At 61.3% G+C, this 13,026-nt stretch carries 12 protein-coding genes; 9 read left to right on the plus strand and 3 right to left on the minus strand.

What is annotated here, in order from left to right; all coding sequences use genetic code 11:
* The first annotated feature begins 76 nt into the window (after positions 1-76).
* From ftsZ to ligA, 5 genes are all read left to right on the plus strand, one after another.
* On the plus strand, positions 77-1,816 hold the full coding sequence (ftsZ, locus tag J5278_RS08360; protein WP_209184059.1) for a cell division protein FtsZ: 1,740 nt from the start codon (positions 77-79) through the stop codon (positions 1,814-1,816).
* Between the two features lie 303 nt (positions 1,817-2,119).
* Positions 2,120-3,076 carry a UDP-3-O-acyl-N-acetylglucosamine deacetylase gene (lpxC, locus tag J5278_RS08365; protein ID WP_142823188.1) on the plus strand — a complete coding sequence of 319 codons (957 nt, stop codon included), beginning with the start codon at positions 2,120-2,122 and terminating at the stop codon, positions 3,074-3,076.
* Between the two features lie 223 nt (positions 3,077-3,299).
* Entirely contained in the window at positions 3,300-4,172 is an 873-nt protein-coding gene (locus J5278_RS08370) for an outer membrane protein assembly factor BamD (RefSeq protein ID WP_202617092.1), read from the plus strand.
* 13 nt (positions 4,173-4,185) lie between these two features.
* Positions 4,186-5,859 carry a DNA repair protein RecN gene (recN, locus tag J5278_RS08375; RefSeq protein WP_209184058.1) on the plus strand — a complete coding sequence of 558 codons (1,674 nt, stop codon included), beginning with the start codon at positions 4,186-4,188 and terminating at the stop codon, positions 5,857-5,859.
* 77 nt (positions 5,860-5,936) lie between these two features.
* Positions 5,937-8,087 (plus strand): NAD-dependent DNA ligase LigA, encoded by a 2,151-nt coding sequence (ligA, locus tag J5278_RS08380; RefSeq protein ID WP_209184057.1) that lies wholly within the window; start codon positions 5,937-5,939, stop codon positions 8,085-8,087.
* A 19-nt stretch (positions 8,088-8,106) separates the two neighbouring features.
* Here the strand turns inward: ligA and J5278_RS08385 are convergent, their stop codons facing one another.
* Positions 8,107-8,649: a GNAT family N-acetyltransferase gene (locus tag J5278_RS08385; RefSeq protein WP_209184056.1), complete on the minus strand. Its 543-nt coding sequence runs from the start codon at positions 8,647-8,649 to the stop codon at positions 8,107-8,109.
* Between the two features lie 269 nt (positions 8,650-8,918).
* Between J5278_RS08385 and J5278_RS08390 the strand changes: the two genes are divergently transcribed.
* Together J5278_RS08390 and J5278_RS08395 are read left to right on the plus strand one after the other, a co-directional pair.
* Positions 8,919-9,509 (plus strand): 3'-5' exonuclease, encoded by a 591-nt coding sequence (locus tag J5278_RS08390; RefSeq protein ID WP_142823183.1) that lies wholly within the window; start codon positions 8,919-8,921, stop codon positions 9,507-9,509.
* A 64-nt stretch (positions 9,510-9,573) separates the two neighbouring features.
* Positions 9,574-10,062: a CreA family protein gene (locus J5278_RS08395; RefSeq protein WP_142823182.1), complete on the plus strand. Its 489-nt coding sequence runs from the start codon at positions 9,574-9,576 to the stop codon at positions 10,060-10,062.
* Positions 10,063-10,129: 67 nt separating this feature from the next.
* On the opposite strand, the gene J5278_RS08400 is transcribed toward J5278_RS08395, so the two are convergent.
* Positions 10,130-10,594: a chemotaxis protein CheW gene (locus J5278_RS08400; protein ID WP_111222864.1), complete on the minus strand. Its 465-nt coding sequence runs from the start codon at positions 10,592-10,594 to the stop codon at positions 10,130-10,132.
* Positions 10,595-10,825: 231 nt separating this feature from the next.
* Here J5278_RS08400 and J5278_RS08405 point away from each other — a divergent pair, with 231 nt between their 5' ends.
* Together J5278_RS08405 and J5278_RS08410 are read left to right on the plus strand one after the other, a co-directional pair.
* The gene (locus J5278_RS08405; protein ID WP_209184055.1) at positions 10,826-11,431 is read left to right on the plus strand and encodes an SCO family protein; all 606 of its coding nucleotides are present in this window, start codon (positions 10,826-10,828) and stop codon (positions 11,429-11,431) included.
* Positions 11,432-11,650: 219 nt separating this feature from the next.
* Entirely contained in the window at positions 11,651-12,529 is an 879-nt protein-coding gene (locus J5278_RS08410) for a 50S ribosomal protein L11 methyltransferase (RefSeq protein ID WP_209184054.1), read from the plus strand.
* A 204-nt stretch (positions 12,530-12,733) separates the two neighbouring features.
* Here the strand turns inward: J5278_RS08410 and J5278_RS08415 are convergent, their stop codons facing one another.
* Positions 12,734-12,898, minus strand: coding sequence for a hypothetical protein (locus J5278_RS08415; RefSeq protein WP_162854792.1), 165 nt, complete (start codon positions 12,896-12,898; stop codon positions 12,734-12,736).
* Positions 12,899-13,026: the final 128 nt, after the last annotated feature.

Consider the following 13,026-nt stretch of genomic DNA (forward strand, 5'->3'; position numbering starts at 1 on the left):
CCTTCCGGCACGGGCGAGCACATTGAGTGAATTGGCTGGCGTGGCGACGCGGTCATAGACAAGAAGGAACGGTACCATGACGATCAAGCTGCAGAAGCCAGATATCACCGAGCTTAAGCCCCGCATCACCGTGTTCGGTGTCGGTGGCGGTGGCGGCAATGCCGTCAACAACATGATCACAGCCGGCCTCCAGGGCGTCGACTTCGTGGTCGCCAATACAGATGCGCAGGCGCTGACCATGACCAAGGCACAGCGGATCATCCAGCTCGGCGTCAACGTCACGGAAGGCCTTGGCGCCGGCTCGCAGCCGGAAGTCGGCCGCGCTGCCGCTGAAGAGTGCATCGACGAGATCGTCGACCACCTGCAGGGTACGCATATGTGCTTCGTCACCGCCGGCATGGGCGGTGGTACAGGCACCGGTGCTGCTCCTGTCGTCGCCCAGGCCGCCCGCAACAAGGGCATCCTGACGGTCGGCGTCGTCACCAAGCCATTCCACTTCGAAGGTGGACGCCGCATGCGTCTGGCCGAAATGGGTATCCAGGAACTGCAGAAGTCGGTCGACACCCTGATCGTCATCCCGAACCAGAACCTGTTCCGCATTGCCAACGACAAGACGACGTTTGCCGATGCGTTCGCCATGGCCGACCAGGTTCTCTATTCGGGCGTTGCCTGCATCACCGACCTGATGGTCAAGGAAGGCCTCATCAACCTCGACTTCGCCGACGTTCGTTCCGTCATGCGCGAAATGGGCCGTGCAATGATGGGCACCGGCGAAGCATCGGGCAACGGCCGCGCCATGCAGGCTGCAGAAGCTGCGATCGCCAACCCGCTGCTCGACGAAACCTCGATGAAGGGTGCACAGGGCCTGTTGATCTCGATCACCGGCGGCCGTGACCTGACGCTGTTCGAAGTCGACGAAGCCGCGACCCGCATCCGCGAGGAAGTCGATCCGGACGCCAACATCATCCTCGGCGCAACGTTCGACGAATCGCTCGAAGGCATCATCCGCGTCTCCGTCGTTGCCACCGGTATCGACCGTGCGATGAACATGGCAGCCGAACGGAACATGGAACTCCGCTCCGCACCGAAGCCGATTGTCCGTCCTTCTGCGGCCGTTGCCCCGGCACCGGCCGCTGCTCAGCCTGCCTATGTCGCGCAGGCACCAAAGGCTGCCGATCCTATCGCCCAGACGATCCGCATGGCGGAAGCCGACATGGAACGCGAACTGGAAATGCTGACCACCCGCCAGGTTGCGCCAGCTCCCCAGCCGGTCCAGCAGCCTGCGATGCAGGAAGAAGCCTTCCGTCCGCAGAGCCGCATTTTCGCAGCCCCGGAAGCCGCAGCACCGGTGCTGCGTCAGTCGGCACCCGCACCGCAGCCGGCTCCGGTCATGCAGCAGCCTGTCATGCAGGCTCCGCAGGCTGCACCTATGCGCCAGGATCCGATGGTCCGCCAGACGGCAGAAGCAGTCCGCATGCCAAAGGTCGAGGATTTCTCTCCGGTCGTCAAAGCCGAGATGGATCATCGTGCACAGCCAAACCATGCCGCTGCCGAAGAACGCGGCCCAATGGGTCTGCTGAAGCGAATCACCAATTCGCTTGGCCGTCGCGACGAGGACGATGTTTCCGCCGACATGACCGCGCCGGCACCGACTGCCGCTTCGCAGCAGCGCCGGCCGCTGTCTGCCGAGGCCAGCCTTTATGCTCCGCGTCGCGGCCAGCTTGACGATCACGGTCGCCAGCAGCCACAGCCGCGCATGAGCAATGAAGACGACCAGCTCGAGATCCCGGCATTCCTGCGCCGCCAGTCGAACTGATCCTTCAGCCCCCGCAAACTTTGGCCCCCGGCGCAGATATCTGCTCCGGGGGTTATGTTTTATCTGACCTATGCTGCGCGAAATTACCTTGGAATTTCAGTGACCTGATTCCGTTACATTGCGAAAGAAACAGTGATTTGGTTTGCCGCGACGTGGCGCGTATGTAGATACCAAGCGCACTACGGAATCGCATCCGCTCTTCGGATCAACTTTGAATTTCGTGCCAAGTAACAGACCGAACCACGACATCGCAGTCTCTCTAAAGCAAGTCGGTTCGGTGCAGGATGATAAGGCAGAACGTAAATGGCAATTGGATTGCTGGGTTTTCAGACAACTGTTGCAGCCCCCGTGACACTCTCCGGCATCGGCGTTCACTCCGGCGCCAACGTGTCGATCACCTTTCTTCCTGCCGAAGCCGACACCGGCGTCGTTTTCCAGCGCATCCACGATAACGGCGATGTCACCGAGCTCCGCGCCGTGTCCTCGCAGGTCGGCAACACCGATCTCTGCACCGTTCTCGGCTTTTCTGCTGCCCGTTCTGTCGCGACCGTCGAGCATGTCATGGCTGCGATCTATGCCATCGGCCTCGACAACGTTGTGGTTGAAGTCCAGGGCGCCGAGATGCCGATCATGGATGGCAGCTCGTATCCCTTCATCGAAGCTTTCGAGCAGACCGGCATCGTACCACTCGGCGTCAAGCGCCGCTACATCCGCATCGTCAAGCCGGTCCGCATCGAATCGGGTGGCTCCTGGTGCGAGTTCCGCCCCTACGACGGCACGCGCTTCGAAGTCGAAATCGATTTCGATTGCCCGCTGATCGGCCGCCAGAAGTGGGAAGGCGACCTGAACGCAGAGACCTTCAAGAAAGAACTGTCGCGCGCCCGGACTTTCGGCTTCATGCGTGATGTCGAGCGTCTCTGGGCGTCCGGTCATGCTCTTGGCTCGTCGCTTGAAAATTCGGTTGTCATTTCCGACGACAACACGGTCATCAATGTCGAAGGCCTGCGTTATGCCAAGGACGAGTTCGTCCGCCACAAGACACTCGATGCTGTCGGCGATCTTGCCCTTGCCGGCACGCAGTTCATCGGCTGCTACCGCTCGTACCGCGGTGGCCACAAGATGAATGCCAACGCACTGAAGGCACTCCTCAGCGACACGTCTGCCTACGAAGTGGTAGAGACGTCCGTGCCGCGCCGCCGGCCGGCAGCGCGCGACTTCGTCGCCGTAAACGCACCCGAGTTTGCTCCCTGGTCCGCATGACCTCCAGATAATGTTCGACCAGGGTAGCCGCCTCCGAAAGGGGGCGGCTTTTTCTTGGGCGGACGAAAGGCAGCAAGGTGGCAGGATGCGGGTAAATCTCGTGGATGCGCCACAAAAATGCGTTAATGGTTCATCATTGCGTTGCCCTGACGACGCTTTTATGGATAGAAACGCGGGCCGGTAGCACTCGTTTTTTGTCGTGGCGGTAATTGGGAATTTCCGAATGGGTTTTGCAGGATCTGAAAGCATGAAGATTACAGCGCGGGCTTTGCTCGTCACGCTTCTCCTCGCAGGGACCGGCGCGTTCGTTTCCGGTTGCCAGTCGGACAAGGACATCGACATCACCAAGCTCGGCGTTGAGACCGATCCGCCGGAGCAGCTTTACAATCAGGGCCTTGCCAACATCAAGGCAGGCAACATGGGCGAGGCCGGCAAGAAGTTCGATGCCATCACCCGCCAGGAGCCATTCTCGGACTGGGGCCGCAAGGCGCTGGTCATGAGCACGTTCGTCAAGTATCGCACCGGCAACTACGACGAGGCCGTGACGACCGGCAACACCTACATGAAGCAGTATCCGCGTTCCGAGGATGCCGCTTACGTGCAGTATCTGGTCGGCGCCTCCTATGCCAAGCAGATCGTCAGCGTCACGCAGGACCAGCGCGCCTCGCAGCAGACCATCGAGGCGATGCAGAAGGTGATCGACAACTATCCGAAGTCTGAATACGTCGATGACGCCCAGGCAAAGATCCGCTTCGCCAAGGACCAGTTGGCCGGCAAGGAAATGCAGGTCGGTCGCTACTATCTGGAACGCAAGGATTACCTCGCCGCTATCTCGCGCTTCCGCGTTGTCGTCGAGAACTATCCGACCACCAACCAGATCGAGGAAGCGCTGGCGCGTCTCGTCGAAGCCTATTACGCCATGGGCATCGTTGAGGAAGCACAGACTGCCGCTGCCGTCCTCGGCCATAACTATCCCGACAGCCAGTGGTATGCCGACTCGTACAAGCTGCTGAAGAGCGGTGGCGTCGAACCACGCCAGAACGAGGGATCGTGGATCGCACGTGCCGGCAAGAAGCTTCTTCTCGGTAGCAGTTGAGAACCAATAAGAGATGCTGGTCCAGCTTTCGATCCGCGATATCGTCCTGATCGAGCGGCTGGACCTTGCCTTCGAAAAAGGTTTGTCGGTTCTGACCGGCGAGACCGGCGCCGGCAAGTCCATCCTGCTCGACAGCCTGTCGCTGGCCATGGGCGGCCGCGGCGATGGTGGGCTCGTGCGCCACGGCGAGGAACGCGGCCAGATCACCGCCGTCTTCGATGTGGCAATGGACCATGGCGCCCGCAAGCTGCTTCGTGAAAACGGTATCGACGACGAAGGCGACCTCATTTTCCGACGCACCCAGTCTGCGGACGGCCGCACCAAGGCCTATGTCAACGACCAGGCGCTGAGCGTCCAATTGATGCGCCAGGCCGGGCAGCTGCTGGTCGAAATCCACGGCCAGCACGACGACCGCGCTCTCGTCGACACCAACGCCCATCGCACCTTGCTCGATGCCTTTGCCGGTCTCACGGATGAAGTCGTCGCCGTTTCCGGCCTCTACCGCCAGTGGCGCGAATGCGAGCGGGCTCTGAAGAAGCATCGCGACAAGATCGAGCTTGCCGCCCGCGAGGCCGATTATCTTCGCGCCGCCGTCGAGGAGCTGGAAACGCTCTCTCCGCAGGATGGCGAAGAGGACGATCTTGCCGAGCGCCGCTCGAAGATGATGAAAGCCGAGCGCATTGCCGGCGATATTTCAGAGGCCTCCGAGTTCCTGAACGGCAATGCCTCTCCCGTGCCGCATATCGCCTCGCTGGTGCGGCGCCTCGAGCGCAAGAGCCAGGAAGCTCCCGGCCTGCTGGAAGACACCGTCGCCCTGCTGGACGCAGCCCTCGACCAGTTGTCGAATGCGCAGATGGAAGTCGAGGCGGCATTGCGCAAGACCGAATACGACCCGCGCGAACTTGAGCGGGTGGAGGAGCGGCTGTTTGCCTTGCGCGGAGCCGCGCGCAAATATTCCGTTCCGGTTGCCGGCCTGCCTGATCTTGCCGAGAAGATGATTGCCGATCTCGCTGAGGTGGATGCCGGCGAGGAGAAGCTCGCCAAGCTCGATGCCGAACTGGCGGTTGCCAAGGGGCTTTTCGATCGTGCCGCCCAGAGCCTTTCAGAGAAGCGCCATCATGCCGCAACTTCGCTCAGTGACGCCGTGATGGCCGAGTTGCCGGCACTGAAGCTGGAGCGCGCGCGTTTCATGGTCGAGATCACCACCGATCCGGCGGCCGGCGCCGCCGAAGGCATCGATGTCGTCGAATTCCATGTCCAAACCAACCCCGGCACCCGTCCGGGACCGATCATGAAGGTGGCATCGGGCGGCGAGCTGTCACGCTTTCTGCTGGCGCTTAAGGTGGCGCTGGCCGACCGTGGCTCGGCACCGACGCTGGTCTTCGACGAGATCGATACCGGTGTCGGCGGGGCGGTGGCGGATGCCATCGGCCAGCGGCTGAAGCGGCTGTCGGAGAAGGTGCAGGTTCTGTCCGTCACCCATGCGCCGCAGGTGGCGGCCCGCGCTGCGACCCACCTGCTGATTTCCAAGGGCCCGTCTGCCGATGGCTCCGATAAGATCACCACGCGGGTGGCGACGATGGAGCCGGAGGACCGGACCGAGGAAATTGCCCGCATGCTGGCCGGCGCATCGATCACCGACGAGGCGCGGGCCGCCGCTGCACGGCTGTTATCCGGAAACGGCTGAGCGCCGCTGTCGCAGGGTATCTTTTCATCGGCTGGAATTGCTCTAGAAAGATCCACTCAAACTGTGGAGTGATATGGATGCCGAGCGAAGCTATGTCCGTCGAGGATCTGACCGAGGCCGATGCAGCCGCCGAACTGGAGCGGCTGGCGGGCAAGATTGCCCACCACGACGCGCTCTATCACGGCAAGGATGCGCCGGAGATCTCCGACGCCGATTACGACGCCCTCAAGCGGCGCAACGATGCGATCGAGGCGCGCTTTCCTGCGCTGGTGCGAATCGACAGTCCTTCCCGACATGTCGGCGCTGCTCCGTCCGAGACCTTTGCCCAGATCACCCATGCGCGGCCGATGCTGTCGCTCGACAACACGTTTTCGCAAGAGGACGTGCAGGATTTCGTTGCCGGCATCTACCGTTTCCTCGGACGCCTGCCGGACCAGTCGATTGCCTTTACCGCCGAGCCGAAGATCGACGGGCTGTCGATGTCGATCCGCTACGAGAACGGTCGAATGGTGAGTGCGGCGACGCGCGGCGACGGCACGACCGGCGAAAACGTCACTGCCAATATCCGAACCATCAAGGAGATCCCGAACACTCTGCCGAAGGACGCACCAGAGATCGTCGAGGTGCGCGGCGAGGTCTACATGGCCAAGAGCGACTTCCTGGCGCTGAACGCCCAGATGGCGGCGGAGGGCAAGCAGACCTACGTCAACCCGCGCAACACGGCCGCCGGCTCGCTTCGCCAGCTCGACGCCAAGGTGACGGCCAGCCGCAAGCTGCGCTTCTTTGCCTATGCCTGGGGCGAGATGTCCGAGATGCCGGCGGATACCCAGCTTGGCATGGTCGAGGCTTTCGGGCGTTGGGGCTTTCCGATCAATCCGCTGATGAAGCGGTTGGAATCGGTAGCCGATATTCTCAGCCACTATGACGATATAGGCTTGAAGCGCGCCGATCTCGACTACGATATCGATGGCGTTGTCTACAAGGTCGACGACCTCGCGCTGCAGGCTAGGCTCGGCTTCCGCTCGCGCAGCCCCCGCTGGGCGACGGCGCACAAGTTTCCGGCCGAGCAGGCGTTTACGCGACTGACCGCCATCGATATCCAGGTGGGTAGGACAGGCGCCCTGACGCCAGTGGCGCGGCTGGAGCCGATCACTGTCGGCGGTGTGGTTGTCACCAATGCGACGCTGCACAACGAGGACTACATCAAGGGTATCGGCAATGGCGGCGAGGTCTTGCGAGAGGGGCGGGACATCCGGATCGGCGATATCGTCATCGTCCAGCGCGCCGGCGATGTCATTCCGCAGATCGTCGATGTGGTGCTTGAGAAGCGCGATGCCGCAAGCGTCGCCTACGAGTTTCCGAAGGTCTGCCCGGTCTGTGGAAGTCATGCGGTGCGCGAGGTCAACGAGAAGACCGGCAAGCTTGATTCGGTGACGCGCTGCACCGGCGGTTTTGCCTGCCAGGCGCAGGCCAAGGAGCACCTGAAGCACTTCGTTTCGCGCAATGCCTACGATATCGAGGGGCTGGGCGCCAAGCAGATCGATTTCTTTTTCGAAAGCGACGATCCGGCCCTGCAGATCCGCACCGCGCCGGATATCTTTACGCTGGAGGAGCGGCAGAAAGCGTCCTTGACCAAGCTCGAGAATATCGATGGCTTCGGCAAGGTCAGCGTCGGCAAGCTCTATGCCGCCATCAACGGGCGGCGCGAGATCGCCTTGCAGCGTTTCATCTATGCACTTGGCATCCGCCACGTCGGCGAGACCAATGCCAAGCTGCTGGCCCGCTCCTATGGCACATATGAGGCCTTCGGAGAGGCGATGCGCGAGGCAGCGCCGCTGACGGGAGATGCATGGAACGATCTCAATGCCATCGAGGGTATCGGCGAGGTCGTCGCCCGCGCCATCGTCGAGTTCTACAAGGAGCCGCGCAACAGCGAGGTCATCGAGCGACTGCTGCGCGAGGTGCGACCGCAGGATGCCGAGCAGCCCAAGGCCTCCGGCAGTCCGGTGGCCGGCAAGACCGTGGTCTTCACAGGCACGCTGGAGAAGATGACGCGCGACGAGGCCAAGGCTAAAGCGGAAAGTCTCGGTGCCAAGGTGGCAGGCTCCGTCTCGAAGAAGACCGATATCGTCGTTGCCGGCCCCGGCGCCGGCTCCAAGCTCGACAAGGCGCGCGAGCTTGGAGTGCAGACGATGGACGAGGACGAGTGGCTGGCGCTGATCGGGTGAGGCAAGGCCGCAGCCTCCATCATCCTTGCTCGCGCAGGCGCGCCATGGTCAGGGCGTCGACGTAAGACCCGGCGCGGAAGGCGAAGTCCTTCAGCCGGCCTTCCTCGATAAATCCGAAACGCCTGTAGAGCGCGATGGCGGCTGCGTTGTCTGCATAGACGGTGAGTTCGACGCGTCGGATGTTCAGCCAGTTGTCGGCGCAATCCAGCAATGCACCGATGAGCGTGCTGCCGATACCGCGACCGGTGTATGCGTCATGGACGCCCATGCCGATGCTGCCGACGTGTTGCCGTCGCCCCTCGAACCGGCGCAGACCCGCGTTTCCAACGATTTTTCCGTCGAGGACGGCAACCAGACTGGGCGATCCCGGCTCAGGTTTTGCCAGCCAGCGACGGGTATCGTCCGTCGTCTGATAGGGCAGGCGCAGCGTGCCTGCGCGAAAGCCGGGCAGGTTGGCGATTGTCGCGATACCCTCGGCATCATCTACTTCGGCCGCGCGGATCAGCAGTCCTTCGGGAGGTGTTTTAGAACGCGATTTGTCAGAACTCGGCGTCTCGTTCACGGGGTCTCTCCTTGTTTGGCCAAGGAGAGCCGGTTCCCAAACCCTGCTCGCCTCGGGCAGGGTTGTCGGGATGATCGGTCGGGTTTCAGCCCGGCAACGCGTCCCCACACCCTGGAAGGGTGGTGGTGATGTGAAGCATGACGTTGTTGAGCGATCCGATCATCCACCCAGATTTCCTCAGCATCGGAAGAATGTCAACCTCGCTGCCAAATTGCTTCAAGGCTCAAGCCTCGCTACTACTGTGCGATAAGACGAATCGGACACCACCCTTGAAAACCATCGCCATCGATTTCGAGACTGCCAACGAGCAGCGCGGGAGCGCCTGTTCGGTTGGACTGGCGTGGATCGAGGACGGGCGTGTGGTGCGGGTAGAGGAGCGGCTGATCCGCCCGAAGGACATGCGGTTTTCGGGTTTCAACATCGCCATTCACGGCATCCGGCCTGAGCATGTCGAGGATGCGCCTTCGTTTCCCGAGGTGATGGAGGAGTTCCAGGAGGACTTTCGCGGCGCGACGATGATCGCCCATAATGCGTCCTTCGATTTCAGCGTCTGGCGGGCAAGCCTCGATCACTACCGGCAATCCTATCCGGAGCTGTTCTATCTCTGCAGCCTGAAGATGGCGCAGCGGATCTGGCCGCAGCTCCTGTCGCACCGGCTGAATGTGATCGCCGAGCATCTGGCGCTGAGGTTCAAGCATCACAATGCAGCTGAAGACGCGGCCATCTGTGCCTCTGCCGCCATCGAGATGGCGAAGGCGGTGAAGGCCGTCGATGTCGGCGGTATTCCGGCCGCAATCGGCATGACGATCGGCCGCCTGACGTCGCGCGGCTACGAGCCCTGCACCTGCCGCAAGCGCTAACGTCTCTCCTTGCAAAGATCCGCCTGCGACATATCTTCGGCGCTGGATCAACAAGGAGTTTTCCATGCGCCGTTTCGCTCTCGCCGCTGCTTCAATTCTCACGCTCATCGCCGGCACGGCCTCGGCCGAAGTCGTCGGCAAGGTCGGCGTCGACTGGACGGGTAACGACATCCTCATCGATGCCGTTCCCGACCCGGAAATCAGTGGCGTCACCTGCCACGTCACCTATTTCGACCGGGGCGTGATCGACCGTCTGCGCAAGGGTAAGTGGTTCGAGGACCCGTCCAACAACTCTATCGCCTGCCGCCAGACGGGTCCGATCCAGATCAACGATATCAACCTGTCAGAGGGCGGCGAGGAGGTCTACAAGTCCGGCATGTCGCTGATCTGGAAGAAGCTTGTCGTCAACCGGATCTATGACAAGAAGAACGACACGCTGATCTATCTCGCCCATTCGCGCGAACTGACGGATGGCTCGGCAAAGATGTCGATCTCGACCATCCCGCTCTACGGCCAGACCGTGACCTGGACAAAAGGCAAGCCCGCTCCCTGACCCATCCCATACGAAAACGGCCCGACGCTTGCGCATCGGGCCGTTGGATAAAACGGGGTAGTCAGGCTCAGGCGGCCTGTGCCAGTTCGTCGGCGATGACGGTGTCGAGGTTGAGGAAGCAGACCATCGTCTTTTCCAGGGCGACGATGCCACGGCAGAAAGCGCGTTGGGCTTCCGGGATGATTTCCGGTGCCGGCTGCAGGTCTTCGCTCTTGATGGTCATCATGTCCGACACCTGCTCGACGAGCAGGCCGACCAGCTTGCCGGCGATGTCGGTGACGATGATGGCAGAGCGCTCCGACGGCTCGGTCATCTTCATGCCGAGGCGGCAGGACATGTCGATGACGGGGATAACCGCGCCGCGAAGGTTGATGAGACCGAGAACGTAGGGTGGCGTGTGTGGCATCGGCGTGACTGGCGCCCAGCCGCGGATTTCGCGGATCGCCATGATGTCGATGCAGAATTCCTGATCGGCAAGGTGAAACGAAACGATTTCCAGGTAGGCACCCGACTGTTTGATGGCGTTCGACATGTGAAGTTCTTTCCGGAGCGTCTGAGCGGAATCATTGAGGTTTGCCGTTGAAAAACATGTTGACCGAGACTGGTTACGATCAGCTTAACGTTGTGCGGATTTCCAAGGTATCGCGCATATTCGATATGGGTGACAGCGTGTTGAATTGCGGTTGGTCGCCCGAAGCGGTATCCCTGCAGCCTCTCAACAGGTAGTCCATTGGACGGGCCGCTTTGGCATCGGGAATCGATCATGAAAAAACTGCGTATTGCGATCTGGGTCCTGGTTGCGTTGATGGCCGGGTTCCTCGGGGCAGGGTCGTTATATTTCACCAGATCGCCTGAATCCGCTGCTGCAGGCGGCCCCTTCGGCGTTCCCTTCACCCTCGTGGCGCAAAATGGCCAGCCAATCACCGAGAAGGCATTCCGCGGCCGGCCGTCGGCGGTCTTCTTCGGCTACACGCATTGCCCCGACGTCTGCCCGACGACGCTCTTCGAAATGGATGGCTGGCTCCAGAAGGTCGATCCGGATGGATCCAAGCTCGGGGCCTATTTCGTCACCGTCGATCCAGAGCGCGACACGCCTGCCATCATGAAAGAATATGTCTCCAACGTTTCGCGCCGCATCACCGGCATTTCCGGGCCGACCGACAAGGTGACCGAGATGGTGCACGGTTTCCGGGTCTATGCAGTCAAGGTGCCGCTCGACGCCAAGGATCCGAATGGCGACTATACGATGGACCATTCGGCATCTGTGTATCTTCTGGACGCAGAGGGCCGGTTTGCAGGAACGATTGCCTATCAGGAAAATCCGGATACGGCCGTCAAGAAGCTGCAGAACCTGATCAACAAGGGCTAGGCGGGGTGCCTGGGCCGGACCTGTCGGTCTGTCGGTTGTACGATCCACGATACGTCAGGTAGGCAAGAGCCGCAGCGCCCGATGAGCTTTGTGACCATGAACCCGCCTGTAATGCGGCTTCCCGTCGTCCGCCGCTTGCTTTTGCGCCATGTCGCGAGGTACGACACCTGCAAACCGCCATCGACCGGCTGGACTGAACGACGATGAGAGACCGAAGCGTTGAATGAGATTCGCCTGTATGTGACGACGACCGAGCGCGATGCCGAGCGGATCCTAGACCTGATGACGCCTGTCTTCGAAGACGAGGAGCTGCCGATTGCAACCTCCGAGATCGACGAGAAGAAGGACATCTGGGAAGCCTCGATCTACCTCTATGCGGATCAGGAAGAGGACGTTCGCCCCCGGTTCGAGGCGCTGCTGGCCGAGGCCTATCCGGGTCTTGCGATCGACAAGGAAATCATCCCCGACGTCGACTGGATCGCCCGCTCGCTCGATGGCCTGAAGCCGGTGCGCGCCGGTCGCTTTGTCGTCCATGGCTCCCATGATCGCGACAAGATCCGCGCCAGCGAGATCGCTATCGAGATCGACGCCGGCCAGGCCTTCGGTACGGGCCATCACGGCACGACTGCCGGCTGCCTCGAAACCATCGAGATGGTCATGCGCAGCCGACGCGTCCGCAATGCGCTGGATCTCGGCACCGGCAGCGGCGTGCTGGCCATTGCCGTGCGGAAACTTAAGAATATTCCGGTGCTGGCCACCGACATCGATCCCATCGCGGTTCGGGTCGCCCGCGAAAACGTCGTGCGCAACGGCATAGCCTCTGGAATTTCGCTCGAAACCGCTCCCGGATTTCACTCGACGGCCTTTTCCCGGCATGGGCCTTTCGACCTGATTATCGCCAACATCCTTGCGCGGCCGCTGATCCGCATGGCGCCGCAGCTTGCCAACCACCTTGCTCCCGGCGGGTCCGTCATCCTGTCCGGTATCCTTGCAGCCCAGCGCTGGAAGGTGATTGCCGCCTATAACGGTGCGCGGTTGCGCCATGTCCGTACCATCTGGCGCAACGGCTGGGTGACAATCCATCTCGACCGCGGCTGAGCCTTGATGGTCTCGCGCAGCGATTCCGGCCTTCTTACCAAGCTCTTGAATATACTCCAAAATGCAAAAGGCGACACCAGAGGTGTCGCCTTGCAGATCAGTGTTACCTGATCATGTCCGCGAGCAGAGGGGAGGAAATGCTCAAGCGGGCGTCTCGCATTCTCGTCAGTCGTCGGCCGGGAGGAGAAGCCGTGTCGACCGATCCTAGAATGCGTAGCTGGTGTTCGTGTTGCGCACGTCGCCGCGGCTTACGCCGATGATCCGGGAAGCTTCGCTGTCTGCAACGCGCAGGGCGCCGATTACGTGACGTACGGTCCGGCGTTCGCCAGCCTGCATCGGGCTGCTGTATGCGAAACGGGGAGTGTTCATAGTCGTATTCCTTTTGGGTGGGTTGCTTTCAACCCTTGTGATACACCCCTTATAAACTATCCCGCACTGCAGCACAGATTTAATGCGGAATGGGAGCTATGCGTTTATGTTATGGGGATTGTCGTGAT

Source organism: Rhizobium sp. B21/90 (assembly GCF_019355815.1).
Taxonomy (GTDB): domain Bacteria; phylum Pseudomonadota; class Alphaproteobacteria; order Rhizobiales; family Rhizobiaceae; genus Rhizobium; species Rhizobium rhododendri.

What these genes read in the sequence shown, in the direction of transcription:
- ftsZ (WP_209184059.1), top strand. Translation starts at nt 77, where the DNA reads ATGACGATCAAGCTGCAGAAGCCAGATATCACCGAGCTTAAGCCCCGC.
- lpxC (WP_142823188.1), top strand. Translation starts at nt 2,120, where the DNA reads ATGGCAATTGGATTGCTGGGTTTTCAGACAACTGTTGCAGCCCCCGTG.
- J5278_RS08370 (WP_202617092.1), top strand. Translation starts at nt 3,300, where the DNA reads ATGGGTTTTGCAGGATCTGAAAGCATGAAGATTACAGCGCGGGCTTTG.
- recN (WP_209184058.1), top strand. Translation starts at nt 4,186, where the DNA reads ATGCTGGTCCAGCTTTCGATCCGCGATATCGTCCTGATCGAGCGGCTG.
- ligA (WP_209184057.1), top strand. Translation starts at nt 5,937, where the DNA reads ATGCCGAGCGAAGCTATGTCCGTCGAGGATCTGACCGAGGCCGATGCA.
- J5278_RS08395 (WP_142823182.1), top strand. Translation starts at nt 9,574, where the DNA reads ATGCGCCGTTTCGCTCTCGCCGCTGCTTCAATTCTCACGCTCATCGCC.
- J5278_RS08400 (WP_111222864.1), bottom strand. Translation starts at nt 10,594, where the DNA reads ATGTCGAACGCCATCAAACAGTCGGGTGCCTACCTGGAAATCGTTTCG.
- J5278_RS08405 (WP_209184055.1), top strand. Translation starts at nt 10,826, where the DNA reads ATGAAAAAACTGCGTATTGCGATCTGGGTCCTGGTTGCGTTGATGGCC.
- J5278_RS08415 (WP_162854792.1), bottom strand. Translation starts at nt 12,898, where the DNA reads ATGAACACTCCCCGTTTCGCATACAGCAGCCCGATGCAGGCTGGCGAA.